Below are 24,924 nucleotides of genomic sequence, written 5' to 3'. Positions count from 1 at the left end.
CGGCCCGCCGACCGGGGCCGACGCGGGCACCGGGAGCGGCCGGCCGGGGGCGCGCGGCACCCAGCGCCCGGCTCCGGCCCCGGTCGCACCACACGGAAAGCGTGCCTTCACCGTGCCTCCACCCGCCAGAAGCCCGGCGAGAGCCGCCGGGGCCTACGGCTTGCCAGGCGCAGCGCTCACAGGACGGGCCCTGCGGCACTGGCGTGGGACAACCGGACCCCCGTCGGGCGGCCGTCGTCGGTGGCTCCGGTCGTGTGGCCCGGTGGCCAAGGCGGGCGTGGGCAGGTGTGCCGGGCACGGCTGGCGTGGGGAGGGGGCGTAGGTGCCCTCGGGATCGCTGGCGGACGGAGTCGGACGCATGTCCCGCGTCGGCTTTGCCTGCCGGGGCTCGGTTCCCGGGCTCCAGTTCGGTTGCGTCGCGCCGTCCGCTGCGCGCAGGGCGTGGCTTTGCGTGGTGGGTGCGCCGGGATGAGCCGCCGGGCCTCCGGTCTTGCGGCGCGTTTGCGTCTTGGGTTCGGGATGCCGGGGGATGCGGGGCGTGGGGGCGGTGTCGGGCCGCGCCGCCACCGCTCCCAAGGCCGTCCGGCGCCGAGACCGTTCACTGCTGTGCGGCCACCAGGTTGAAGGTCCAGTCACTGCTGCGGGGCCACCAGATCGGGGCCCAGTCCCTGCTGTGCGGCCACCCGGTCGAGGCCCGGCGCCCGGCTCCGGGTTCGGTTGTGCGCCGCTGTCTGCCGCGCGGGAGCGCGCGCTCGTCGCGGCGGGCGTGCCGCGGAGGGCCGCCGGGGCCTCGGGCCCGCCGGGGCAACGCCCGCCGGGCAGGGCCTTGTGGGGTGGGCGTGGGGTGATCGGGCCACCGGTGGACGCGCGGTCTGGTTCGGCTCCGGTGTTGGGGCGGGTGGCGTGGGTCGTGGGTGTACCCGTTCCGTGCCGTTCGCGGGCGGGGGTCAGGGGTGGTGTGGGGGTGTTGGTTCGTTGTCGGTGGCTCGCTGGTGGGGGATCAGGAGCGTGCCCTGCTGGAGGGCCACCGTCCGCGCCGGGGCCGGGATGCGGATGCCCTCCTCGCGGTAGCGCCGGTGCAGGCGCTTGATGAACTCGTGCTTGATCCGGTACTGGTCGCTGAACTCGCCCACACCCAGGATCACCGTGAAGCCGATCCGGGAGTCCCCGAAGGTGTGGAAGCGGATCGCGGGCTCATGGTCGGGCACCGCCCCGGTGATCTCCGTCATCACCTCGGTGACGACCTCGCCGGTCACCCGCTCCACCTGGTCCAGATCGCTGTCGTAGCTGACCCCCACCTGCACCAGGATCGTCAACTCCTGCTCAGGACGCGTGAAGTTGGTCATGTTGGTCTTCGCGAGCTGCCCGTTGGGGATGACCACCAGGTTGTTGGAGAGCTGCCGGACCGTCGTCTGCCGCCAGTTGATGTCCACGACGTAGCCCTCCTCCCCGCTGCTCAGCCGGATGTAGTCGCCGGGCTGCACGGTCTTGGAGGCGAGGATGTGGATGCCCGCGAAGAGGTTGGCGAGGGTGTCCTGGAGCGCGAGGGCCACGGCCAGACCGCCGACACCGAGGGCGGTCAGCATAGGCGCGATCGAGATGCCCAGTGTCTGCAGCATCACCAGGAACCCGATGGCGAGGACCAGCACCCGGGTGATGTTCACGAAGATGGTGGCCGAACCGGCGACCCCGGACCGTGACTGGGTGACCGTCCGCACCAGACCGGCGACCACGCGGGCCGCGGTGCCGCTCACCACGAGGATCAGCAGCACCTGGAGCGCCTGGTCGGTGTGGTGCCGCACGGTCCGGGTCAGCGGCAGTACCGCCGCCGCGACGGCCACGCCGCCCGCGACCGCCGCCCAGGGCACGACGGTCCGCAGGGAGTCCACGACGACGTCGTCGCCGCCCCAGCGGGTCCGCTTCGCGTGCTTGGCCAGCCAGCGCAGCAGCGTCCGCGACAGGAACGCCGCCGCCAGGCCCGCCGCCACGGCGATTCCGGCGAGGATCAGATCGTGCGCGGTGAGTGCCCGGTTCACCGGTCACCTCCGGTGCGGCGCCGTGCGGCGTGCCGCGCGTCCGACGGCCGGATGCGATGTCTCGTCACGTTGTCACCTGTTCGTGTCCGGGATGTGCGGGCGCGCCGCCCGTAGGGTGCGAAGGGCCGGCCGTACGGTGCGATGGGCCGGCCGCGCTCGTTCATCCTGCCGTATCCGGCACGGGAGTTCGCACCACGGCCGCCCCGTGGGAGGCGTCCCCGGCGGGCCTGGGCCCGTGGTTCACAGGCCGGTGAAGGACCCGTGCCGGCCGGCCCCGTCGGTGAACCGTGCCGCTCCGTCCATGGCCTCGGTCAACACCGCGGCCCCGTGCCGGAGTTCGTTGCGCAGCGCGGTCGGTTCCGGCAGTCCTTCCTGCTCCAGTACCGACGCCCGGTCGGAGCGCAGACACGCCTGTGGGAAGCGTGCGAGGGCCGCGGCCAGCGCCTCCGCCTCGGCCCGCGCCCGCCCGACGGGCACGACCCGGTTGGCCAGGCCCATCTCGTACGGCCTCCCGGGCCGGGACCGGCCGCCCGGTGAGGACCATGTCCAGGGCCCGGCCGGCGCCGATCAGCCGGGGGAGCCGTACCGTGCCGCCGTCGACGAGCGGGACGCCCCAGCGGCGGCAGTACACGCCGAAGACCGCGTCCTCCTCCGCCACCCGCAGATCGCACCACAGGGCGAGTTCCAGGCCCCCGGCGACCGCGTGCCCGGCGACCGCGGCGATCACCGGCTTGGACAGCCGCATCCGGGTCGGCCCCATCGGGCCGTCCCCGTCCTCGGCCACCCGGTTGCCCCGCCCGGTGCCCAGCGCCTTCAGGTCCGCGCCCGCGCAGAACGTGCCGCCCTCACCCCACAGCACCGCCACCCGCGCCTCCTCGTCGGCCTCGAACGCCCTGAAGGCGGCGGCGAGTTCGGCCGCGGTCGGCCCGTCGACCGCGTTGCGGACCTCGGGCCGGGACAGCACGACGGTGGTGATGTGTTCCCCGCGTTCCAGGCGCACCGGCACGGAGCCTCTCCTCCCTGGCAGGCCGGCCAGGCCGCGCCCCCGGTCGGCTCGGAGGGCCGACTCTGCCTCAGATCATCTTCAGCCGCACCAGCGCGCCCAGCGTCAGCGCCCCCGGCAGCAGCGGCAGCCACACGGTGATGATGCGGTAGGCGAGGACCACCGCGGTGGCGACCGCGACCGGTCCGCCCGCCGCGACCAGGGCCACGATCAGCGCGGCCTCCACGGAGCCGAGGCCGCCCGGCGTGGGCACCAGCGCCACCGCCACCGTGGCCGCGAGATAGGCCAGCGCCATGTGCGTCGGCGCCACCGGCAGCTCCAGCGCCCGCCCCACCGCCGCGAGCCCCGCGGCCTGCAGCGCCGGGAAGGCCAGCGATCCGCCCCACAGGGCCAGCGCCCGTGACGGACGCGTGTGCACCGAGCGTGCCTCGCCCAGCGCGCTGCGCAGGAAGGACCACACGGCCGTGCGCAGCCGCCGTACGAGCGCCAGCACGCCCGCCGCCACGGCCAGCAGCAGTCCGGCGGCCAGCAGCAGCGGGCCGAGCGCCCCCGCGGGCAGCAGGCCGCCCACCCGCAGCGCGTGCGGGAAGGCGATCAGCAGGGCCGCCAGCAGGCCCACCCGGCCCACCGACTCGGCCAGCAGGTACAGCGCGACCGCGGCCGAGGAACGGGCGAGCGGCACCCCGCACACGGTCATGAAGCGCAGGTTCACCGCGCTCGAACCGAGGCCCGTCGGCAGCAGATGGTTGGCCGCGTACGCGGCGAACTGGGTGGCCAGCAGCCGTCGTTTCGGCAGCGGCTGCACCACCGCGCCCTGCCGGGTCACCGCGGCCGCCACCCAGGTCAGGCAGGTGGCGCCGCCCGCCGCCAGCAGCCAGGGCCAGGACGCGGCGCGCAGATGGCCGAAGCCCTCGGCGAGCACGGAGCGGTGCCGCACCGCGATCACGGTGACGAGCACGAGCGGGGCCAGGCACAGCGCCTGGCGGACGGGGAGGCGCCGCAGGAGACGTCGTCCCCCGCGGGGATCGGGGAGGTGTGCCGCTGTCACATCGGGAGAGGTTTTCCGTACCACGTCAACGGCGGGTGGCCGGATCGGGGACGGCGGCTTACGTACGGGAAGCGGGTGGGGGCGGGGCCGCCTCGGGGGCAGCGCGCGGAGCGCTGTTCCTCCGCTGTTGGCCTCGATGTAGGTCGAGGTTCTACGTTCACGGCCTTGAGCAAGGAGACCACCGCCTGGACCCAGCCGCACAGCGTGATGACGGCCGGGCACGAGCGCCGTCCGCCGGGCCGCGCCGCCCTGCGCCGCATCGCCGTCTTCGCCCGCTCCCACCGCCGCCGCATCGCCCGGTTCGTCCTGCTCGGGGTGGTCACGGCGCTGCTCGCCGTCGCCACCCCGGTGCTCGCCGCCCGCGTCGTGGACGTGATCGTGCCGCACGGGGACCCGGGCACCGTCGTCCGGCTCGCCCTGCTGATCGCCCTGATCGCTCTGATCGCTCTGATCGGCCTGATCGCGGTCGCCGAGGCGGCCCTCGGCACACTCGGCAGACGGCTCTCGGCGACGCTCGGGGAGGGACTCGTCCTCGATCTCCGCACGGCTGTGTTCGATCATGTGCAGCGGATGCCGGTCGCGTTCTTCACACGCACTCGTACGGGAGCGCTCGTCAGTCGTCTCAACAACGCTCGCGTCGGCGCTGCTGCCGGTGTTCGTCATCCCGGCCCGCCGGACGGGCCGCCGGACGGCCCGGACGCAACGCGAGCCGGCGGCGCTCGAGCGGCGACGGGCACGCGCACGACGGACCGTTTCTCGGCCCCCGGCGCGATGCTGATCAGGCTCTTCGGCCGGCTGGCGGAGTGCGCGGCCCGGGCCGGCCGGGTGCGGGACATCGGCATCCGCACGGCGACCGCCCAGTCGGCGTTCATCACCGCCCTCACCCTGAGGGGCGGCACACCGAACTCGCGGTCGGCTGATCGCGCATCCCGCCGCCCCCGCGTGCGGGGCGCCACTGTGGCTGGTGCTGTCCGGCAACTTCTCCTGGCCCGCCGCCCCCCCCGCGTGCGGGGCGCCCCGGCGTCGCCCCGCCGCTGATCACATGGGTTACGCTCGGCTGACCGAAGCAGGAGGGCACGCAGCCATGAGTGACATCGAGATCCGCGACGACCGGGCGGCGGGCCGTCTGGAGGCCGTCTCCGACGCCGAAGTCGTCGGCCACATCGAGTACTTCGTCCTGGAGTCACCCGGGCGTGCCCTGGTCCCCGTGCACACCATCGTGGAACCCGCGCACGAGGGGAAGGGCATCGCCGGCTCCCTGGCCCGCGAGCTGTACGCCATCGCCGGACGCGAGGGCGTCGCGGTGGCCCCGCTGTGCCCGTACGTCGTGAAGTGGGCCGCCCGCCACCCCGAGGAGGCGCCGCGCGCCGACCGCGACCTGCTGACGGCCGCGAAGTCCTGGCTGGCGGCGCACCCCGGCCGGTTCTGACCCGGGCGGCGACCGCGGGCACCGGACCGCAGCGGCGCTCCGGCTTCGAGGGGAACGTTGCGGTGCTCCGGCTTCGGCGGGGACGGTGCGGTGCTCCGGCTTCGGCGGGGACGGTGCGGTGCTCCGGCTTCGGCGGGGACGGTGCGGTGCTCCGGCTTCGGTAGGGACGGTGCGGTGCTCCGGCTTCGGCGGGACGGTCCTGGTGCGCTCGGGTGAGTGGTGGACGTGCTGCCGGGTACGCGGGGGAGTAGTCCAGTGGCGCTGTCGAGTGGCCCGCCGGAGGACGTCATGAACCAGCCGCATCCCGAACCCACCCCGCCCGGACCCGCGCCGGGCCCGGGTCCCCGGCCGCCGGACCCGTATCCGAGCCCGGTCCCGGCCCCCGAACCGCCGCCGGCCCCGGAACCGCCGGCCCCCGGCCCGGCCCCGACCCCACCGCCCGCTCCGCATCCGGGGCCGCCGCCGGAGCCCTCGCCGTCCCCGATCCCGCCCGGCCCGGAGCCCGTGCCGAACCCCGAACCGGGTCCACCGCTGACCTGACCCGGCCGGGGGGGGGGGGCCCCGCACGGGCCGCCCGCCCCCGCTCGGCGCCTCGCTACGCCTCGACCTGCGAGCGGTCCCCGCCCCACAGCGTGTGGAACGAGCCGTCCCGGTCGATCCGCCGGTAGGTGTGCGCCCCGAAGAAGTCCCGCTGTCCCTGGGTCAGCGCCGCGGGCAGCCGCTCGGCGCGCAGGGCGTCGTAGTAGGCGAGGGCCGCCGCGAACCCGGGGGTCGCGACGCCCTGCCGGGTCGCCGCGACCAGCACCTCGCGCCAGTCGTCCTGCGCCGCCGCGATCTCCTGCGCGAACGTCTCGTCGGACAGCAGGCTCGGCAGGTCCGGCCGGCCGTCGTACGCCGCGCGGATACGGTCGAGGAACGCCGCCCGGATGATGCAGCCGCCGCGCCAGATGGCGGAGACCGCGCCGAGGTCGATGTCCCAGTCGTACTCCGCGCTGCCCGCGGCGATCTCGTGGAAGCCCTGCGTGTACGACACGATCTTCGACGCGTACAGCGCCTGCTCCACCCGGTCGGCGAACGCCGCCGCCTCCGCCTCGCCGAGCGGGTCCGGCTTCGGCCCGGCCAGATCCCGCGACGCCGCCCGCAGCGCGGCATGCCCCGACAGCGAGCGCGCGAACACGGCCTCGGCGATGCCCGACACCGGGACGCCCAGGTCGAGGGCGATCTGCACCGTCCAGCGGCCGGTGCCCTTCTGCTCCGCCTGGTCCACCACGACATCCACGAACGGCTTGCCCGTCGCCGCGTCCACATGGGAGAGCACCTCGGCCGTGATCTCGATCAGATACGAGTCGAGACGGCCCGTGTTCCAGGTGCGGAAGATGTCCGCGATCTGCGCGGGCGAGTACCCGGCGACGTCGCGCAGCAGCTGGTAGGCCTCGCCGATCAGCTGCATGTCGGCGTACTCGATGCCGTTGTGCACCATCTTCACGAAGTGCCCGGCGCCGTCCGGGCCGACATGGGTCACACAGGGCGCCCCGTCCGCGGCCTTCGCGGAGATCTTCTCCAGCATCGGGCCGAGGGAGCCGTACGACTCCTTCGAGCCGCCCGGCATGATGCTCGGCCCGTGCAGCGCGCCCTCCTCACCGCCGGAGATCCCCGTGCCCACGAAGTGGATGCCCTTGCCGCGCAGCTCGCGTTCGCGGCGCCGGGTGTCCGCGAAGTGCGCGTTGCCGCCGTCGATGATCATGTCACCGGGCTCCAGCAGCGGGGCGAACTCCTGGATCACGGCGTCGGTCGGGTCGCCCGCCTTCACCATGATGACCAGGCGCCGCGGCCGCTCCAGCGCCGCCACGAACTCCTTGGCGGTCTCGGCGGCGACGAAGTCCCCCTCGTGTCCGAACTCCGCCACCAGCTCCCGGGTCCGGGTCGCGGTCCGGTTGTGCACCGCGACCGCGTACCCGTTGCGCGCGAAGTTGCGGGCGAGATTGCGGCCCATGACCGCGAGACCCGTGACGCCGATCTGGGCTGAAATGCTCATACGGTTGGCTCCTAAAGATCCTGGACATCGGTGCTGCCGGTCGTGCCGCCAGTATTGCCCCTGACCATCCTGACGTGCTGGTACGCCGCCCGCACGTCCTGGTTGTTCCGGCTGCTGTGTTCCCGTCGGTCCCGTCGGTCCCGTCGGTCCCGTCGTTCCGGCCGTTCCGATCATTCCGGCTGCGCAGGCAGATACGCATGACAAGCCCCACCTGCCTCAGCCGTATTCCAACTGGGATGGATTCCCGGTCACTTGGGACACGGTGCGGCCGATTGCCGTCTTGTCACGGCCTGTTCGCGGCGCTTACCTTTGCCGCTCCTGCGCATGTCGAGGGGGCTCTCCATGGCCGTACGCGGCCGGCACCGCCGGTACCAGCCGAACAGGATCAACCGCGCCTCGCTCACGGCCACGGCGGGCGGCGTCGGCATCGCGCTCCCCCTGATCGGCACCGGAACCGCCCACGCGGCCGACGCGGCCACCTGGAACAAGGTCGCCGCCTGCGAGTCCAGCGGCGACTGGAGCGTCAACACCGGCAACGGGTACTACGGCGGGCTCCAGTTCACCCAGTCCACGTGGGCGGCCTACGGCGGCACCAAGTACGCGGTGCGCGCGGATCTGGCCACCCGGGACGAGCAGATCGCGGTGGCGGAGCGGGTGCTCGACGGGCAGGGGCCCGGCGCCTGGCCGACGTGCTCGGAGCGGGCGGGGCTCACCCGGGGCGGTGACGCCCCGGGCACGCACCCGCAGAGCGCCGCGACCCGGCCCGCGCAGAGCCCGGTGCGCGATGTGCAGCCGCAGACCACGCCGCAGTCCCGGGCGGGCCGGGCACGGATGTACACGGTGGTGCACGGCGACACACTCTCCGGCATCGCCGAGGAACGCCGGGTGCGGGGCGGCTGGCAGCGGCTGTACTCAGCCAACCGGAACACGATCGGCTCCGACCCCGATCTGATCCTGCCGGGGCAGCGGCTCGATCTGCACACCCCGGCGGCCGGGGGCCACGCCGGCACGGGGACACCGCAGAAGCGGGCCGCGCAACCGAGGAAGCCCACGAAGGCGAAGCAGGCCCCGGAAAAGAAGCAGGAAAAGAAGAAGGCCCCGGAAAAGCAGAAGGCCGTCCCCGAGAAGAAGTCCTCCTCGGGGACGAAGAAGACGGCCGGAGACACCCACACGTCGGCCGGCGCGCACTCCCTCGTGGCGCCCGTGCAGGCCGCCATGGGCACGCCGTACCACGCCTCGGGCGCGCACTGGTCGAAGGGCTACCACACCGGCGTCGACTTCCCGGTGCCCACCGGCACCCCGGTCAGGGCGGTCGCGGCAGGACAGGTGGTCGCGGCCGGCTGGGGCGGCTCCTTCGGCTACCAGGTGGTGATCCGGCACGCCGACGGCCGCTACTCGCAGTACGCCCATCTGTCGGCGATCTCCGTGAAGACCGGCCAATCGCTCACCGCGGGACAGCGCATCGGACGTTCCGGGTCCACCGGGAACTCCACGGGTCCGCATCTGCATTTCGAGGTGCGGACGGGGCCGGGGTTCGGTACGGATGTCGATCCGGTGGCCTATCTGCGCTCGGGCGGCGTCAAGATCTGACCCGCACCCGACACCGCTCCCGAAGCGGCAGGGGCACCCGGTAGACGCCGCCGTGGAGCGGGCCCAGGGAGGCGGAGAGCGTGTACGTGTCCCATGCCCGCTCCGCGCCGTCGCCCGGCGGCGCAGCGAACGTCTTCCCCTCGGCCGCCGGTCTGCCGCCCGGCTCCGCCCGGCCCGCCTTGCCCCGCTGCTGCGGCAGTACCACGACCGCCTCCCCGCCCGCCGCCGTCCCGGCGAGGGCGGGCACGGGCAGCGGCGCCGCACCCGTCGCGGGCAGCGGTTCGCCGGGGTGCGGGGCGGGCCCCATGCGCTCGGTCGTCAGCAGGACCAGTCCGCCCGCCGCCAGCACACCGCAGCCCAGCGCGAGCACGGTGCCGGTGGTGCCGTACCGGAAGGTCTCGCCGAACAGGGTGAGGCCGACCGCGGCGGCCAGCACCGGGTTCACCACGGTCAGCGTGGCCAGCGGCGCGGCCAGCCCGCCGTCCCGGTACGCGGCCTGCGACAGCAGTACGCCGCCGAAGGCGAATGCGCCGATCACGGCCAGCGACGGCAGCTCCGCGGGGGCGATCCCGCTGCTCCAGTCGACCGCGACGGTCTTCGTGAACACGGAGGACATGCCGAACGCCATGCCGGAGGCGGTCGCGAGCAGCACGCTGCGCACCGCCGGATGCCGGTGCGCCACCCGGCCCGCGATCATCAGGGCCACGACCGCACCGCCGGTGACGAGCCCGACCGCCGACTGCGCGGCGCCGTCGAGCGCGTGCCCGTCGGACGCGCCGACCAGGGACAGCAGGCCCGCGAGGCCGACCGTGGCCATGATCGCGCCGCGCCAGGCGGTGGCCCCGGCGCTGCGCCCCACGAACAGCGCCGCCATGGGCAGCGCGAACACGATGGTCAGGGCGCCCAGCGGCTGCACCAGACTGAGGGGGCCGTAGGCCAGCGCCACCACGTGCAGCAGCCCGCCGAGCCCGTTGAGCGCCATCGCCGCCCACCAGCTCGGCCGGCGCAGCGGCCCGTACCGGTCGTCCGGGGAGGAGGACACCGCCACCCGCTCCTGCACGATCGCTCCGCCGGCGTAGGCGACGGCGGAGACGATCGAGAGCACCACGGACAACGCGAGGGCACTCATGAGCCGCTCCTCTGCGTGAAACGGGGGCGGGAAACCCGGTGCGGCGAACGATCGTGTTGCATGGTCAACACTCTGCCCGCCCGAGGGCTTCCCGTCGTCGTACCTGAGCAGGCAATGGGTCCTACTGCCGATGGAGTACGGTCCCGGCCCTGTCATCCCACGGGTGGGCGACGCAGGGTGGACACCCGGTCACCGGCCGCCGCCACCGGCCCTGGTACTACTCGGCTTCGTGGACCTCGACCCCAGACTCGCCGCGCTCCGCCCGCTCGGTGGCTTCTTCGTCCTACGCGCCGCCGCAGACGCCGCAACGGATCCGTCCCGGCCGCTGCCGACGCTCGCGGACGCCTACGCCGATACGAGGTCGGATGTCTACGGCATCCCGCTCACTTTCCGGGTGGAGCTGGTCGCCCGGCGTCTGCGCGCACCCGAGCCCCGGGTGAGCGCGTCCATCGCCCAGCAGGGACTCGCCGCCCGGCTGTGGTCGGCGGCGCTCGGCTGCGCCGCCCTGTACGGCCGCGTTCCCGACCTCGACCCGCGCCTGCTGCGCTGGGACCCGGAGGCCGGCGCCCCCGACGACCTGTGGCTGACCGAGGTGCGTGCCCTGCCCGCAACCGCCGCCGTACTCGCGGACACCGTGCTGCACACCCACCTCGGGCCCCTGGGCGAGGCGCTGCGCGCCCGTTACGGGATCGCCGCGGGCCTGCTGTGGGGCAACGCCGGCTCGGCGCTCGCCGGGGCGGCCCGCGCACTGGAGAGGTGGGCGCGCGGCAGCGGCCGCGGCGATGTCGCGGGCCGGGCCCGCGCGCTCACCGCCGACCTGTTCGCCCACCCCCTGCTGAGCCCGACCGGCACCTTCGCCGAGGCCGCCTTCCGGCGCCGCAGTTGCTGTCTGTACTACCGGGTCCCCGGCGGCGGGCTCTGCGGCGACTGCTGCTTCAGCCGGCCGCCGTACTCTTCCCCACGCGCCCCGTCCGGGCCACCATGAGGGGACCGGCCGGTGAGAGCAGGGGGTTACGGGTGCGAGTGGGACTGCTGAGCCGGGAATACCCCCCGGACGTGTACGGCGGCGCGGGCGTCCATGTCGAGTTCCTCGCCCGCGAGCTGGGCTCCCTGGTCGACCTGGAGGTGCACTGCTGGGGCGAGGGCCGCGGCTCCGGCGTCGTACGGCACCGCCCGTGGACCGCGCTGGACACCGCCAACGACGCGCTGCGCACCTTCTCCGTGGACCTGTCCATCGCCGCGGCCCTCGCGGGCCGCGAACTCGTCCACTCGCACACCTGGTACGCCAATCTGGCCGGCCATCTCGCCAAGCTCCTGTACGGCGTCCCGCACGTGGTGACCGCCCACTCCCTGGAGCCGCTGCGGCCCTGGAAGGCCGAGCAACTGGGCGGCGGCTACGCCCTGTCCGGCTGGTCCGAGCGCACCGCGGTCGAGGCCGCCGACGCGGTGATCGCCGTGTCCGGTGCGATGCGCGAGGACATCCTCGGCTGCTACCCGGCGCTCGACCCGGCCCGGGTCCACGTCGTGCACAACGGCATCGACACCGCCCTGTACCGGCCCGACCCCGGCACCGACGTGCTCACCCGCACCGGCCTTGACCCGCACCGGCCCTACGTCCTGTTCGTCGGCCGTATCACCCGCCAGAAGGGCGTGCCCCGGCTGCTGCGCGCCGTACGGGACATCGACCCGGCGGCCCAGGTCGTGCTGTGTGCCGGCGCCCCCGACACCCCTGAGATCGACCGGGAGTTCCGCGACCTGTTCGGGGAACTCAGCCGCGTCCGCGCCGGTGTGCACTGGATCCCGCGGATGCTGCCGCGCGCCGACGTCGTGCAACTCCTCACGCACGCCGCCGTGTTCGTCTGCCCGTCGGTGTACGAACCGCTCGGCATCGTCAACCTGGAGGCGATGGCCTGCGCCGCCCCGGTGGTGGCGTCCCGGGTCGGCGGCATCCCCGAGGTCGTCGAGGACGGCCGGACCGGGCTGCTGGTCGACGTGGACGACGCCTTCGAGGCGTCCCTGGCGCGGGCCCTGGACCGCGTACTCGGCGATCCGGCGGCGGCCCGGCGGATGGGCGAGGCCGGACGGGAGCGCGCCGTGCGGGAGTTCGGCTGGGACACGGTGGCGCGACGCACCGTCGGGCTGTACGAGGAGGTACTCAAGCAGGCTTGACGCATGCCGCGTCAACCAGGCTTAGCGCATGCCGCGCCAGGGCAGCATGGGGGAAGCAGGGGGAGGGGGAGCGGCCATGCGTCGTGGGGGACCTTCAGTGCTCGGCATCGTCCTGGCGGGCGGCGAGGGCAAGCGGCTGATGCCCCTGACCGCGGACCGGGCCAAACCGGCGGTCACCTTCGGCGGCACCTACCGCCTGGTGGACTTCGTGCTCTCCAACCTCGTCAACGCCGACATCCTGCGCATCTGCGTGCTCACCCAGTACAAGTCGCACTCGCTGGACCGGCACATCACCACCACCTGGCGGATGTCCAGCCTGCTCGGCAAGGGGCAGCCGGTCTCGTGACGGGCCGCCGGGAGCGTTCGCCGCTGGTAACCGGCAGGGCCGCGTGGGCGACGCGTCGCGCACCACCCCCGCGGGATCCCAGGCTTCCAGGCCCGCGGACCTCAGGATGCAGACAACGATGTCGAGATCCGGAGGTCATCCGAGATGAGAGTGACCCGGCGTCCGCGACTGTGCCTGGCCGGGGTGATGGCGGCGTCCGCGCTGTTCGCCACCCCCGCCGCACGGGCCGCCGAGCCGACCGTCGGCCACCTCACCGACCTGGTCGACCCGTTCATCGGGACCCAGAACGAGGGCAACACCTTCCCCGGCGCCGCCGTGCCCTTCGGCATGGTGCAACTGTCCCCGGACACCGGGCACAGCACCGGCTACGACTACTCCCACCGCCGGATCCGCGGCTTCTCGCTGGTCCATCTCTCGGGTGTCGGCTGCCGCATCGGCGGTGACCTGCCCGCGCTGCCGACCACCGGTGACGTCACACAGACGGACTACGCCCGGTACGCGGCCGGGTTCCGGCACGAGGACGAGCGGGCGAGCCCCGGCTACTACCGGGTGGGCCTGGCCTCCGGGATCGGGGCCGAACTCACCGCCACCGCCCGCACCGGCGTGCAGCGCTACACCTTCCCCGCCACCGACAAGGCGAACGTGCTGCTGAACGCGGCCCAGTCGCTGCACAAGCCGGTCGCGAGCGAGGTACGGATCCTCGACGACCGGACGGTACGCACCAAGATCACCGGCCGTGGCTTCTGCCGGAACACCCCGCCCTACACCGTGTACACACTGACCCGCTTCGACCGGCCCTTCACGGCGTACGGCACCTGGGGCGGCGCCACCGTCACGCCCGGCGCGCGGACCGGGTCGGACGGCGCCTACCTCCGCTTCGACACGACCCGGCGGCGCACCGTCACGGCGACCACCGCCCTGTCGTACGTCGACGCACACGGCGCGGAGGTCAACCTGCGCGCGGAGGGCGGCCGTTCCTTCGACGCCGTGCGTGCGGCGGCGCGGCGGGCGTGGGAGGAGCGACTGGGCACGGTCCGCGTCACGGGCGGCGACCGGACGCGCCGGCGCACCTTCTACTCGTCGCTGTACCGGTCGTTCCTCGCGCCGAACGTCGGCAGCGACGCGGACCGCCGCTACCGGGGCTGGGACCAGCGGGTGCGCCGCGCACAGGACTTCACGTACTACCAGAACTGGTCCCTGTGGGACACCTACCGCACCCAGTGCCAACTGCTCGCCCTGCTCGCCCCGCGCGAGGCCCGCGACATGGCGGTCTCGGTGGTCAGGGTCGGCGAGGAGGGCGGCTGGCTGCCCAAGTGGGGCTACGGCACGGTCGAGACGAACATCATGACGGGCGATCCGGTCACCCCGTTCCTGACCACCGCCTACCAGCAGGGCCTGCTCGCCGGGCACGACGGGTACGAGGAGCGGGCGTACCGCGTGCTGAAGCGCAACGCCGACGGTGTGCCGCCGCCCGGCCTGCCGATGGCGGGCCGCGAGGCCAACGCGGAGTACATCGCGCACGGCTTCGCCCCCTACGACAAGGGCCGCCCGCAGGCCAAGCTCGGCGACTCCGACTACCACCAGGGCGGCTCGGTGACCCTGGAGTACGCCCTGTCCGACGCGATGCTCGCGCAGATGGCGCGCGGCCTCGGCCACACCGGCGACGCCGCCCGCTACGCGGCCCGGTCCCGCAACTACCGCAACGTCTTCGACCCCTCGACCGGTTTCTTCCGGGCCCGGGACGTCTCCGGCGCCTTCACCGGACCGGCCGACCCCGCGCACAGTGTCGGCTTCCACGAGGGCACCGCCTGGCAGTACCAGTGGCTGGTCCCGCAGGACCTGCCGGGGCTGATCCGCCTGCTCGGCGGCGACCGGGCGGCGAACGACCGGCTGGACGCGTTCTTCGCCTACGACCGGCTGCTCGCCGACCCGGAGGGCACCGCCCGTCGGGTCTGGGTGCACGGCGATCCGTACGCGTACTACCACGCGGACAAGTACAACCCGCAGAACGAGCCCGACCTCATCGCCCCGTACACATATCTGTCGACCGGTCAGCCCTGGAAGACCACCGACGTGGTGCACGCGGCGCTCACCCTGTTCACGGACGCGCCGACCGGGGTCACCGGCAACGACGACCTCGGCACCATGTCCGCCTGGCATGTGCTCTCCTCGATCGGGCTCTTCCCCGTCCAGCCCGGTCACGGCACCTGGGGCCTGTCCACGCCCGTCTTCGACCGGGTCGAGCTGGTCCTGGACCGGCGGTACTGGCCGAGCGGCGGACTGACCGTCACCGCGCCCGGCACCTCGGCCGCCGACCGCTATGTCCAGACGGTCCGCGCCGACGGAGTGCCGCACGCCCGGACGTATCTGACGACGGGTGCGCTGCGCTCCCTGCGGACGCTCGTGTTCACGGTCGGCCCGCGCCCGTCAGAGTGGGGTACATCACCTCAGTCGGCCCCACCTGCCCTGACGTGACCTCAGGCGCCTCATGCGTCCCGCCGCCCTCGGAGGGCCGGACACTTCATGTGGCGTTAACTGTGCGTAGCCTGATCGTACTTGACCGTAATCGTCGGCGGGGGGTTGACTGCTTGTCCACCCCCCGCCGACGCGAGGCAAACCATTGACATCCCATCTGCTCGCTCCCCTCGACCTTGCGTTCTGGAACATCGAGTCCGACCTGCACCCGATGCACCTGGGCGCGCTCGGTGTCTTCGCCACGCACTCGCCCACCGCCGGCGCGCACGCCGCCGACCTGCTCGCCGCCCGCGCCGCCGCCGTGCCCGGGCTGCGCATGCGCATCCGGGATGTATGGCAGCCGACCGGCTCCCCGCTGGCCCTCCCGCTCGCCTTCGGCGGCGCGGCCCGCGAACCCGACCCCGGCTTCGACCCCCTGAACCATGTGCGCCTGCACGCCCCCACCGACGACTTCCAGGCCGTCGCGGGCCGGCTGATGCAGCGTCCGCTGGAACGCGGCCTGCCGCCCTGGGAGGCACATGTCCTGCCCGGCGCGGACGGCGTCTCCTTCGCCGTGCTGTTCAAGTTCCACCATGCGCTGGCCGACGGCCTGCGGGCACTCAAGCTCGCCGCCGGCGTGCTCGACCCGGTGGACCTGCCGCAGCGCGGCCCCCGCCCCGCCGCGCCACCGCGCCGCACGGTGCCCGACGTGCGCAAGCTGCCCGGCCTGCTGCGCGGCGCACTGTCCGACGTCGGCCGCGCCCTCGACATCGGCGCCTCCGTCGCCCTGTCCGGCCTGGGCGTGCGCTCCTCCGCCGCGCTCGCCTCCGCCGCCAGCGGCACCCGCCGCACCGCGGGCGTCGTCCTCGACATCGACGATGTGCACCGGGTCCGCAAGACCGCGGGCGGCACCGTCAACGACGTACTGATCGCCGTCGTCGCGGGCGCCCTGCGGCGCTGGCTCGACGAGCGCGGCGACGGCAGCGAGGGGGTCGCGCCGCGTGCCCTGATCCCCGTCTCCAAGCGCCGCCCGCGCACCGCGCACCCCCAGGGCAACCGGCTCTCCGGGTACCTGATACGGCTTCCCGTGGGCGAACCCGACCCGCTGCGCCGCCTCGGCACGGTGCGTGCCGCGATGGACCGCAACAAGGACGCGGGACCCAACCGGGGCGCGGGCGCCGTCGCGCTGCTCGCCGACCACGTGCCCGCCCTCGGGCACCGGCTCGGCGGACCGTTCGTCGGCCAGGCCGCCCGGCTCTGGTTCGACATCCTGGTCACCAGCGTGCCGCTGCCCGGTCTCGGCCTGCGGCTCGGCGGCCACCAGCTGACCGAGGTCTACCCCTTCGCCCCGCTCGCCCCCGGCCAGTCGCTGGCGGTCGCGATCTCGACCTACCGCGGCCGGGTCCACTACGGACTCGTCGCCGACGCACGGGCCGTGCCCGACCTCGACCGGCTGGCCCGGGCGGTGACCGACGAGGTCGAAGCCCTGATCACGGTCTGCGAGGCCTGAGCACGGGCGGGCCGGTACCGATCGCCGCGGCGCCCGGCCCCGCGCGCCGCCGGTCCCCGAGGCACGGGTTTGGCGGTGCGGCCGGGCGCTCCGTAAAATTCCGCGTTCGACGGCGGGCGCGACCGGAGCGCCGTGCGGAGATCAGGGAAACGGCAGCGCGATGACGGTGACACAGGACGGCCCGGCGGCTCCCGAGAGGGCGCCGGCGCCCGGTGACGAGGCGGCGTACGGCCCGGGCATCGACCCCGAACGCCTCGCCGTGTGCCTCAGCGTGCTGGCGGAACTCGACCGGATCGAGGTCGACCACCCCGACGCGGTCAAGGTGCGCCGGGCCACCTCGCAGATCTACCGCACGGTCAAGCAGCGCCGCCGCCAGGAGCGCCGGGCCGCCAAGACCGCCCACGACAAGGCGGTCACGGAGGCCACCGCGACCGGCTCCGCCCAGCGCATCGACGACGAGACCGAGGGCGTCCTGCCCTCCTCGGCGACGCGGGCGGGCCGGATCGCGGGCGTGCTCCAGCGCCCGCGCTCCTGCTACATCTGCAAGCAGCGCTACGTCGAGGTCGACTACTTCTACCACCAGCTGTGCCAGGAGTGCGCCGCCGAGAACCGGGCCCGCCGCGACGCCCGCGCCGACCTCGACGGCAAGCGGGCGCTGCTCACCGGCGGCCGGGCCAAGATCGGCATGTACATCGCGCTCAGGCTGCTGCGCGACGGCGCGCACACGACGATCACGACGCGGTTCCCGAACGACGCGATCCGCCGTTTCAAGGCCCAGCCCGACAGCGACGAGTGGATCCACCGGCTGAAGATCGTCGGCATCGATCTGCGCGACCCCGCCCAGGTGGTGGCGCTGGCCGACGCGGTCGCCGCCGAGGGCCCGCTCGACATCCTGATCAACAACGCGGCGCAGACGGTGCGCCGCTCACCCCAGGCCTACGGCGAGCTGGTCGCCGCCGAGTCCGCCCCGCTGCCGGCCGGTGAGCTGCCCGCCTCCGAGGTGATCGGCGCCTTCGGCTCGGGCGCGGTAGCAGCCCTCCCGGTGGCCGGCGGCGGCGCCCTGACCGCCGAGGACGTGACCGGCCTGGCGCTCGTCTCCGGCTCGGCGTCCCTGGAGCGGATCGCGGCCGGTACGGCCATCGACGCCGGCGGGCTGGTCCCCGACCTGCACGACACCAACAGCTGGATCCAGTCGGTGGACGAGGTCACGCCGGTGGAGCTGCTGGAGGTCCAGCTGTGCAACTCGACGGCCCCGTTCATCCTGATCAGCCGGCTGCGCCCGGCCATGGCGGCCTCCCCGGCCCGGCGGACGTATGTCGTCAACGTCTCCGCCATGGAGGGCGTCTTCAGCCGCGGCTACAAGGGCGCCGGGCATCCGCACACCAACATGGCCAAGGCCGCGCTCAACATGCTCACCCGCACCAGCGCGCAGGAGATGTTCGACAAGGACGGCATCCTGATGACGGCCGTGGACACCGGCTGGATCACCGACGAGCGCCCGCACCCCGACAAGATCCGCCTCGCCGAGGCCGGTTTCCACGCCCCGCTGGACCTGATCGACGGCGCCGCCCGTGTCTACGACCCGATCGTGCGCGGCGAGACCGGCGAGGACCTGTACGGCGTCTTCCTGAAGGACTACGCCCCCGCCAAGTGGTAACCCCCCGAGGGGCGCGGGCACCGGCGTGCCCAAGCGGGGCGCTCCCGCAGTTGATCGACGGCCGTTGCGCCCCGAAAGTCGAAAGGGGCGCGGGGAACGGCGCGCCCGGCCACGACGAACCGGCGGCCGTCGTGGCGGGGCGGCGGTGATCCGTGGGTCGTGCCCGGACGGGGCGCGGGGACCGGCGTGCCCAAGCGGGACGCTCCCGCAGTCGTTCGACGGCCGTTGCGCCCCGAAAAGGGGCGCGGGGAACGGCGCGCCCGGCCACGATGCTCCTGCGGCCGGCCGGCGGCCGTCGTGGCGGGACGGCGGTGATCCGTGGGCCGTGCCCGGACGGGGCGCGGGGACCGGCGTGCCCAAGCCGGACGCTTCCGCAGTCGTTCGACGGCCGTTGCGCCCCGAAAAGGGGCGCGGGGAACTGCGCGACCGGCCACGACGACCCCGCAGCGGACCGACGACCCACCGCTCAGGCGGAGCGACCGTCACGGCCGACGCCCGGCGCGAGCCGGGAATGCCGGGCCGCGACCAGTTCGAGCACCGTGCGCCAGTCCTCCAGGACCCCCGCGTCGAAGGCGACGGTCCGGCCCTCCTCGGCCGCGTGCTGCAGACGCAGCAGATCGTCGTCGGCCGCCGGGCCGCGCTGCCGCACCAGCCCGTATACGCGCTCCCCGAGCAGCGGCCGTACGGCCTGCGCGGCGCGCGTCGCCTGCCCGGCCGGGTCGCCCGGGTCGAGCAGCTGCCCGATGCCGTGCACCAGCCCCGCCACCTGGAGTTCCTTGTCGGCGGGGCGGGCGCGGCGCAGCAGCGCGGCGGTGCGCAGCGCGTGCTCGTACCGGCAGGCGTACAGCAGATCCATCAGCTCCTCGACGCTGCGCAGCTCCATGCGTCAGTCCTCCCGCGAGACAGCCGTTGCCTTGTGTCAGCAGATCATGGGGAGCTTGCGACCCGGCCAACGGGACCTGAACTGCACAGCGCCGGGTTCCTGTGTTCGACCGTTGCTTCGAACGGGTGATCCCAAAGGGCGCATCACCTTAAATAAAGGGACAAATCGATGTCGGTGCAACACGGAGTGGCGCGGGAACGTTACAGCTTGTTTGCACTCCCGATCGAGCGGACCCCCGCTCATTTGGTTACTCTGGGAGGAGGCGGACGACAACACCGGGTCCCATCCACACCCACGGTCCGTCCGGGGCCGACCGGCCCATCGCGGCCGGCTCTGTTGCGAGTACCGGCGCCACCGCGTCCGAACTGGCCTTCCATCCAGACCTGAGCGGGCGTCGAGCGCCGGAGACGCACACTGGCCCACACGCCCCGAGGGTGACCCGATACATAAGGAGTGCGCGGTGACACCGGAGAAGACGAATCGCGAGCAGCGCCCCAAGGAACACCCGGAGCGGTCGGGCGGGCGCAGGCCCGGACAGCTCGGCAGCCTCGATGTGTGGGCCCGGTCGGCCCCGATCCGCCTCGCGGGCTACGAGGACGACCTGGCCGAGCCCCACATCCTGCCGAGCGTCGACTGATCCGAGGGGCGTCCGGCGCGGTCGCCCGACGCATGGGCGTGCGACACTCACGCCCATGCTGATCAGAGACGCCGTGGCCGGCGACTGGCCGCGGATCTGGCCGTTCTGGCACCGGATCGTCGCCGCCGGCGAGACCTACACCTGGGACCCGGACACCCCGCAGGAGACCGCCCGCGCCCTGTGGACGGGCCCGGCCAAGCGGGTCTACGTCGCCGAGGACCCGGCCGGAGCCGTGGTCGGCTCCGCCTACCTCACCCCGAACTACGGCGGGCCCGCCGCCGACATCGCCAACGCCGGCTTCATGGTCGACCCCGACCGAGGCGGTCACGGCATCGGCCGCGCCCTCGCCGAACACGTCCTCGCCGAGGCCGCCACGCACGGCTACCGCGCGATGGTCTTCAACGCCGTCGTCGAGACCAACCCGGCCGTGGCGCTGTGGACGTCCCTCGGCTTCACGATCCTCGGCACGGTCCCGCACGCCTTCGCCCACCCGCGCCACGGCCGGGTTGGCCTGCACATCATGTACAAGGCGCTCGACTAGTCGAGCGGCGCCGCACGACGCCACGGGCGCCGTTCCTCCAGGTACCGTGCCGGCTCCAGCAGGACCGGTTGGCGGTGCCGTACGACCGGGTGCTCGCCGCGGTCCGGGAAATGGCCGTCCACCTCGGTGCGGCCGAGCGCGGCGGCGTCTTCCAGGGCACCGCCGCCCGCGACTACGGCAGCTGAGCCTCCGTCGTCAGCCGGGTCGGCGGCAGGAACTCCCGGACGTACGTCCGCTCCCAGCAGGCGCCCGTCTCCCGCAGCTCGCGCCAGGTCGTGTACCGGTAGCGGAAGAGGCGGGCGCGGACGTAACGCGGCGGCCGGTCCGGCGGGAACGGCGAACGGCGCAGCAGCCGCAGCGTGTCCCGGTCGTTCTCCAGGAGCCGCTCCACCAGGGGGCCGAACCAGTCCCCGGCGTACGCGGGCGACAGCGCCGCGAACCACATCAGCCAGTCCAGCCGCAGATGGTAGGGGGCGAACTGGCGCGGCCAGCGCCGCGGGTCACCCGGCTTGCCCTTGAACTCGTACTCCCGCCACCCCTCGTCCGCCCGCGGCACCGTATCCAGCGTGCCCTCGACCACCACCTCGTAACGGACCCGGCCGACGCTGCCGAACGCGCCGTAGGTGTTCACCAGGTGCAGCGGATCGAAGGAGCGGTTCATCACCTGGCGGCGGGAGACCATGTTCAGCACCGGGCGGTAGCTCAGGACCACCAGCAGCGCGGCGGCGGCGAGCACCACGCACACGTACCACAGCGGGGCCGCGCCCACCGAAGGGTGCGCGCCGGGGAAGCGGATCGCCGACAGCGCCAGCACGACGGTGATCCAGTTCAACCAGGAGAAGTTACCGGACAGCACCAGCCACAACTGGGTGACGATCATCAGGGACGCGGCAAGGGTCGCCACCGGCTGCGGGGCGAACAGCAGCACGGGCACCACGAGTTGGGTGAGGTGGTTCGCCGCCGCCTCCACCCGGTGCAGCGGACCGGGCAGCCGGTGGAAGAACCAGCTCAGCGGGCCCGGCATCGGCTGGGTCTCGTGGTGGTAGTACAGACAGGTCAGCTTCCGCCAGCACGGATCGCCGCGCATCTTGATCAGACCCGCGCCGAACTCCAGCCGGAACAGGATCCAGCGCAGCAGGAACAGCACCACCACCGGCGGCGCGACCTCGTCGTTGCCCAGGAACACGGCGAGGAAGCCGACCTCAAGCAGCAGCGACTCCCAGCCGAACGCGTACCAGGTCTGGCCGACGTTGACGATCGACAGGTACAGCGCCCAGGGCACCAGCCACAGGGCCATCGCGCCGGCCGTGGGAAGCAGCGCGTCCGCTCCCGCGAGCAGCGCCGCCGAGACGGCGCAGCCCGCCCAGCAGCAGGCCGCGAAGAACCGGTCGGAGTAGTACAGGTGGAACAGGCTCGGCGCGCGCCGAAAGCGCACCCGTGCCACGAACCGGGGAACCGGCAGCATGCCCCGCTGCCCGATCAGCGCGCGGAACTGAAGGGCGGCCGTCAGGAACGCGACGAGGTACACGGCGGCCAGAGCCCGCTGGAACACCAGTCGGCTCAACCAGTACTCGGATGCGGTGAACCAGTCCACGGCCCTGCGCTCCCTCCTTCGATGGACGCCCGCGGGGTGCGCCTCACCGTGCGTACCGCGTCGCTGCGTTTGCGTGATCCGGGCGGGTGATGCGGACAATGGTGGTCGAAGGGTCGATTGTCCCCACTGGGTCTGAATGATGTCGGAGAACGCGGTGCGGATACCCACCGGAACCATCCTCACGGTCAGTGTGCTCTCGGCGCTCTCGGCGGTGCCGCTCCTCGCCGGATGCGGCGCCGACGACGGCCGGGCCACCCGTACGGCGCAGTCGGCCGTGCCCGCCGCCGTACCCGACCCCGATCCGCCGCCGCGCACGGCGTCCCCGTCGCCGGACGTCAGCCCCACCGGCGACGGCCCGCGCAGCCCGGCGCCGACCTGCACGCCCGGGACGGCGTCCCCCGCCCCGGATCCGAACGCCAGTGCGGACATAGCCGTGGCGGACGCCGCCACCGCGCCCCGGCCGGGCCCGGCCGACTGCGTCCGGGACACCCGACCGGCCCCCTCGGCCACCCGGTCGGTCCCGCCACCCGCCTCGAAGCCGGACGGTTCCCCGCGCACCACCGAGGAGGCCGGACCCGAGACCGTCCCGGAAGCGCCCGACCTGTCCGACGGCGGCGGCCGGGTCCCCGAGGACACCGCCGTCACCGACGCGATCTTCGACAGCCCCACCGGCGTCCTCGGCGGCTGAAGGCCCACGGTGGCGCCGACACCGGTCGAAGAACCGGACGAACCCTGGCAAGGCGGCTCCATGTCCGATCGGGGAGCGAGCGCCCGGTCGGTCCCGGACGACTGGCCCGCCCACCCGGATCCGTTCCTGGCGCTCAACCGCATGGGCACCTTCGACTGGGACCTGGACACCGGTCTTTACCATATGGACGCCCAGGCCCACGAGGTGTTCGACCTGCTTCCCGAGGAGTTCGACGGACGCCTGGAGTCGCTCGGCACCCGGGTGCCCCGGCCGGAGGCCGGCCGGATCGACGCCGTCGTCTCCCGCGCCATCAAGGACGGCAGCGAGAACTACGGGGCCTACTTCCGCATCCGCCGCCGCGACGGCCGCTACCGCTGGACGCACACCCAGGGCTACATCCGGCGCGACGAGACCGGCAGACCGCGCCGGGTCATCGGGATCGTCCGCGACGCCACCCAGGAACTCGCGGACAGCGAGGAACGCAGCCTGCGGGCCGCCCAGCACGCGGCCTTCCGCCGGCAGAGCAACGTGGTGCAGGTCATCACCGCCGCCCTCTCCCACGCCCGCGGCGTCCAGGACGTCATCGACGTGCTCAAGGACACCGACGGCGTACGGCACCTGGGCGCGACCAGCCTGGTCATGGGCCTGGTGGAGGCGGGCCGGATCCGGCTGGTCGCCGAGGGACCCGAGGGCAGCTTCGTGCCCGGCACCCGGGTCACCGGGATAGACGAGCCCTACCCGATGAGCGAGGTCGTGCGCCTCCTCAGCCCCCGCTTCATCGAGTCCCCGCAGGAGTTCGCCGAGGGCTATCCGATCCTGTGGCCGCACCTCACCGACCTCGACATCACCTCGGCCGCCTATCTGCCGCTGATCGCCGAGGCCCGCCCGATCGGCGCCATGGGCCTGCTCTACAACGACCGGCGCGGCTTCTCGGCCGAGGAACGCGCCGTGCTGGTCGCCCTCGGCAGCAGCATCGCGCAGAGCCTGCAACGCGCCATGCTCTACGAACAGGAACGGGACCTCGCCCAGGGCCTCCAGCAGGCCATGCTGCCGCGCACCATCCCGAGCGTCCGCGGCGCCGACATCGCCGTCCGCTACCGCGCCGGCTCCGCCGCGGGCTCCCTCGGCCGGGACATCGGCGGCGACTGGTACGACCTCATCCCGCTGCCGGGCGGCCGGGTCGGCGCCGTCATCGGCGACGTCCAGGGGCACGACACACACGCGGCGGCCGTCATGGGCCAGCTGCGCATCGTGCTGCGCGCCTACGCGGCCGAGGGGCACACCCCGGCCACCGTGATGGCCCGGGCCTCGGTGTTCCTGCACGAACTGGACACCGACCGGTTCGCCACCTGCCTCTACGCGGAGGCCGACCTGTCCACCGGGGTGGTCCAGATGGTCCGGGCCGGTCACATCGACCCGCTGATCCGGCACACCGACGGCAGCTGTCACCGCATGCCGGTCGACGGCGGACTGCCGCTCGGCCTGTCCGCCGAGTTCGGCCGGCTCGAATACCCGGTGGCCACCCTCGAACTGGACCCCGGCCAGACCCTGCTGCTGTGCACCGACGGTCTCGTCGAACAGCCGGGCACCGACCTCGACGACGGGGTGCGGACCCTCACCGAACTGATCGGCACCGGCCCGAAGGACGTACGCGACCTCGCCGACCGGCTCATCGACATGGCCGAGGAACGCGGCGGCGACGACGACGTGGCCCTGCTCCTGCTGCGCCGCCGCGACGCCGACACGACACAGGGCGGCGGCCGGCTCCAGCAGCATGTGGCCCCCGGCGACCCGCGGGCCCTCGCGCTGGCCCGGCACATGATCCGCGCCGCGGTCCGCGCCTGGGGCGCCCGCGACCACGCCGACGAGATCGAACTGGCCGCCGACGAACTGATCACCAACGCGCTCATGCACACCGAGGGCTCCGCGATCGTCACCCTCAGGGTGCTCGGCGGCAGCGAGCGCAGGCTGCGCGTCGAGGTCGAGGACTCCTCCAGCGCCCTGCCGCGCCGCCGCGACGCGGGGGAGTCCGGGGTCTCCGGACGCGGCCTGCTGCTGGTCGACCGGCTCGCCGACGTATGGGGCGTCGAGGCGCGCGGCGGCGGCAAATGCGTGTGGTGCGAGTTCCGGACGGGCGGGCGCGGCTGACCACTCGGCGCCCCGGTGGCACCCTGG

At 73.7% G+C, this 24,924-nt stretch carries 17 protein-coding genes and 3 pseudogenes; 13 read left to right on the top strand and 7 right to left on the bottom strand.

Going from position 1 to position 24,924, the window contains the following annotated elements; genetic code table 11:
• Nucleotides 1-947: 947 nt before the first annotated feature.
• From ABT245_RS30565 to ABT245_RS30555, 3 genes and pseudogenes are all read right to left on the bottom strand, one after another.
• Nucleotides 948-2,036: a mechanosensitive ion channel family protein gene (locus ABT245_RS30565; RefSeq protein ID WP_351739611.1), complete on the bottom strand. Its 1,089-nt coding sequence runs from the start codon at nucleotides 2,034-2,036 to the stop codon at nucleotides 948-950.
• 240 nt (nucleotides 2,037-2,276) lie between these two features.
• Nucleotides 2,277-3,042, bottom strand: a pseudogene (locus ABT245_RS30560) (crotonase/enoyl-CoA hydratase family protein).
• 67 nt (nucleotides 3,043-3,109) lie between these two features.
• A complete protein-coding gene (locus ABT245_RS30555) occupies nucleotides 3,110-4,087 on the bottom strand; it encodes a lysylphosphatidylglycerol synthase transmembrane domain-containing protein (RefSeq protein ID WP_502982228.1) in 978 nt (325 codons plus the stop codon).
• A gap of 207 nt (nucleotides 4,088-4,294) precedes the next feature.
• On the opposite strand from ABT245_RS30555, the pseudogene ABT245_RS30550 reads away from it, so the two are divergent.
• Both ABT245_RS30550 and ABT245_RS30545 read left to right on the top strand, forming a co-directional pair.
• Nucleotides 4,295-4,975 (top strand): annotated as a pseudogene (locus tag ABT245_RS30550) (ABC transporter transmembrane domain-containing protein); the annotation flags it as partial.
• Between the two features lie 196 nt (nucleotides 4,976-5,171).
• On the top strand, nucleotides 5,172-5,516 hold the full coding sequence (locus tag ABT245_RS30545) for a GNAT family N-acetyltransferase (protein WP_351739608.1): 345 nt from the start codon (nucleotides 5,172-5,174) through the stop codon (nucleotides 5,514-5,516).
• Nucleotides 5,517-6,111: 595 nt separating this feature from the next.
• On the opposite strand, the gene gnd is transcribed toward ABT245_RS30545, so the two are convergent.
• Entirely contained in the window at nucleotides 6,112-7,551 is a 1,440-nt protein-coding gene (gene gnd, locus ABT245_RS30540; protein WP_351739605.1) for an NADP-dependent phosphogluconate dehydrogenase, read from the bottom strand.
• Between the two features lie 342 nt (nucleotides 7,552-7,893).
• On the opposite strand from gnd, the gene ABT245_RS30535 reads away from it, so the two are divergent.
• Nucleotides 7,894-9,141 (top strand): transglycosylase family protein, encoded by a 1,248-nt coding sequence (locus ABT245_RS30535; protein ID WP_351739647.1) that lies wholly within the window; start codon nucleotides 7,894-7,896, stop codon nucleotides 9,139-9,141.
• Here ABT245_RS30535 and ABT245_RS30530 read toward each other — a convergent pair.
• Nucleotides 9,131-10,270 (bottom strand): DMT family transporter, encoded by a 1,140-nt coding sequence (locus tag ABT245_RS30530; RefSeq protein WP_351739602.1) that lies wholly within the window; start codon nucleotides 10,268-10,270, stop codon nucleotides 9,131-9,133. The genes ABT245_RS30535 and ABT245_RS30530 overlap by 11 nt on opposite strands.
• 229 nt (nucleotides 10,271-10,499) lie before the next feature.
• Between ABT245_RS30530 and ABT245_RS30525 the strand changes: the two genes are divergently transcribed.
• The 6 genes and pseudogenes from ABT245_RS30525 to ABT245_RS30500 all read left to right on the top strand — a co-directional run bounded on the left by ABT245_RS30525 (nucleotide 10,500) and on the right by ABT245_RS30500 (nucleotide 18,406).
• Nucleotides 10,500-11,255, top strand: coding sequence for a (2Fe-2S)-binding protein (locus ABT245_RS30525; RefSeq protein ID WP_351739644.1), 756 nt, complete (start codon nucleotides 10,500-10,502; stop codon nucleotides 11,253-11,255).
• A gap of 32 nt (nucleotides 11,256-11,287) precedes the next feature.
• A complete protein-coding gene (glgA, locus tag ABT245_RS30520; protein WP_351739600.1) occupies nucleotides 11,288-12,439 on the top strand; it encodes a glycogen synthase in 1,152 nt (383 codons plus the stop codon).
• Between the two features lie 76 nt (nucleotides 12,440-12,515).
• Nucleotides 12,516-12,764, top strand: a pseudogene (locus ABT245_RS30515) (sugar phosphate nucleotidyltransferase); the annotation flags it as partial.
• A 165-nt stretch (nucleotides 12,765-12,929) separates the two neighbouring features.
• Entirely contained in the window at nucleotides 12,930-15,260 is a 2,331-nt protein-coding gene (locus ABT245_RS30510) for a GH92 family glycosyl hydrolase (RefSeq protein WP_351739597.1), read from the top strand.
• Nucleotides 15,261-15,405: 145 nt separating this feature from the next.
• On the top strand, nucleotides 15,406-16,749 hold the full coding sequence (locus tag ABT245_RS30505) for a wax ester/triacylglycerol synthase family O-acyltransferase (protein WP_351739594.1): 1,344 nt from the start codon (nucleotides 15,406-15,408) through the stop codon (nucleotides 16,747-16,749).
• Nucleotides 16,750-16,909: 160 nt separating this feature from the next.
• Nucleotides 16,910-18,406: an SDR family NAD(P)-dependent oxidoreductase gene (locus ABT245_RS30500; protein ID WP_351739591.1), complete on the top strand. Its 1,497-nt coding sequence runs from the start codon at nucleotides 16,910-16,912 to the stop codon at nucleotides 18,404-18,406.
• Nucleotides 18,407-18,872: 466 nt separating this feature from the next.
• On the opposite strand, the gene ABT245_RS30495 is transcribed toward ABT245_RS30500, so the two are convergent.
• Entirely contained in the window at nucleotides 18,873-19,289 is a 417-nt protein-coding gene (locus ABT245_RS30495) for a hypothetical protein (RefSeq protein WP_351739588.1), read from the bottom strand.
• Nucleotides 19,290-19,749: 460 nt separating this feature from the next.
• Between ABT245_RS30495 and ABT245_RS30490 the strand changes: the two genes are divergently transcribed.
• Nucleotides 19,750-19,926 carry a hypothetical protein gene (locus ABT245_RS30490; RefSeq protein ID WP_351739586.1) on the top strand — a complete coding sequence of 59 codons (177 nt, stop codon included), beginning with the start codon at nucleotides 19,750-19,752 and terminating at the stop codon, nucleotides 19,924-19,926.
• Nucleotides 19,927-19,981: 55 nt separating this feature from the next.
• Nucleotides 19,982-20,467, top strand: a complete 486-nt coding sequence (locus ABT245_RS30485) for a GNAT family N-acetyltransferase (RefSeq protein WP_351739583.1) — start codon at nucleotides 19,982-19,984, stop codon at nucleotides 20,465-20,467.
• A gap of 172 nt (nucleotides 20,468-20,639) precedes the next feature.
• On the opposite strand, the gene ABT245_RS30480 is transcribed toward ABT245_RS30485, so the two are convergent.
• Nucleotides 20,640-22,061, bottom strand: a complete 1,422-nt coding sequence (locus ABT245_RS30480; RefSeq protein WP_351739580.1) for a lipase maturation factor family protein — start codon at nucleotides 22,059-22,061, stop codon at nucleotides 20,640-20,642.
• A 136-nt stretch (nucleotides 22,062-22,197) separates the two neighbouring features.
• Between ABT245_RS30480 and ABT245_RS30475 the strand changes: the two genes are divergently transcribed.
• Together ABT245_RS30475 and ABT245_RS30470 are read left to right on the top strand one after the other, a co-directional pair.
• On the top strand, nucleotides 22,198-22,749 hold the full coding sequence (locus ABT245_RS30475; protein WP_351739577.1) for a hypothetical protein: 552 nt from the start codon (nucleotides 22,198-22,200) through the stop codon (nucleotides 22,747-22,749).
• A gap of 60 nt (nucleotides 22,750-22,809) precedes the next feature.
• Nucleotides 22,810-24,897 carry a SpoIIE family protein phosphatase gene (locus tag ABT245_RS30470; protein WP_351739574.1) on the top strand — a complete coding sequence of 696 codons (2,088 nt, stop codon included), beginning with the start codon at nucleotides 22,810-22,812 and terminating at the stop codon, nucleotides 24,895-24,897.
• Nucleotides 24,898-24,924 lie beyond the last annotated feature (27 nt).

Source organism: Streptomyces sp. NPDC001508, from assembly GCF_040298665.1.
Lineage (GTDB): Bacteria > Actinomycetota > Actinomycetes > Streptomycetales > Streptomycetaceae > Streptomyces.
This window is presented reverse-complemented; position numbering and strand designations above follow the sequence as displayed.

Bases quoted from the DNA above. Each gene is read 5' to 3' on its own strand.
- ABT245_RS30545 (WP_351739608.1), top strand. From the start codon at position 5,172: ATGAGTGACATCGAGATCCGCGACGACCGGGCGGCGGGCCGTCTGGAG.
- gnd (WP_351739605.1), bottom strand. From the start codon at position 7,551: ATGAGCATTTCAGCCCAGATCGGCGTCACGGGTCTCGCGGTCATGGGC.
- ABT245_RS30535 (WP_351739647.1), top strand. From the start codon at position 7,894: ATGGCCGTACGCGGCCGGCACCGCCGGTACCAGCCGAACAGGATCAAC.
- ABT245_RS30530 (WP_351739602.1), bottom strand. From the start codon at position 10,270: ATGAGTGCCCTCGCGTTGTCCGTGGTGCTCTCGATCGTCTCCGCCGTC.
- ABT245_RS30510 (WP_351739597.1), top strand. From the start codon at position 12,930: ATGAGAGTGACCCGGCGTCCGCGACTGTGCCTGGCCGGGGTGATGGCG.
- ABT245_RS30500 (WP_351739591.1), top strand. From the start codon at position 16,910: ATGACGGTGACACAGGACGGCCCGGCGGCTCCCGAGAGGGCGCCGGCG.
- ABT245_RS30495 (WP_351739588.1), bottom strand. From the start codon at position 19,289: ATGGAGCTGCGCAGCGTCGAGGAGCTGATGGATCTGCTGTACGCCTGC.
- ABT245_RS30485 (WP_351739583.1), top strand. From the start codon at position 19,982: ATGCTGATCAGAGACGCCGTGGCCGGCGACTGGCCGCGGATCTGGCCG.
- ABT245_RS30475 (WP_351739577.1), top strand. From the start codon at position 22,198: ATGATGTCGGAGAACGCGGTGCGGATACCCACCGGAACCATCCTCACG.
- ABT245_RS30470 (WP_351739574.1), top strand. From the start codon at position 22,810: ATGTCCGATCGGGGAGCGAGCGCCCGGTCGGTCCCGGACGACTGGCCC.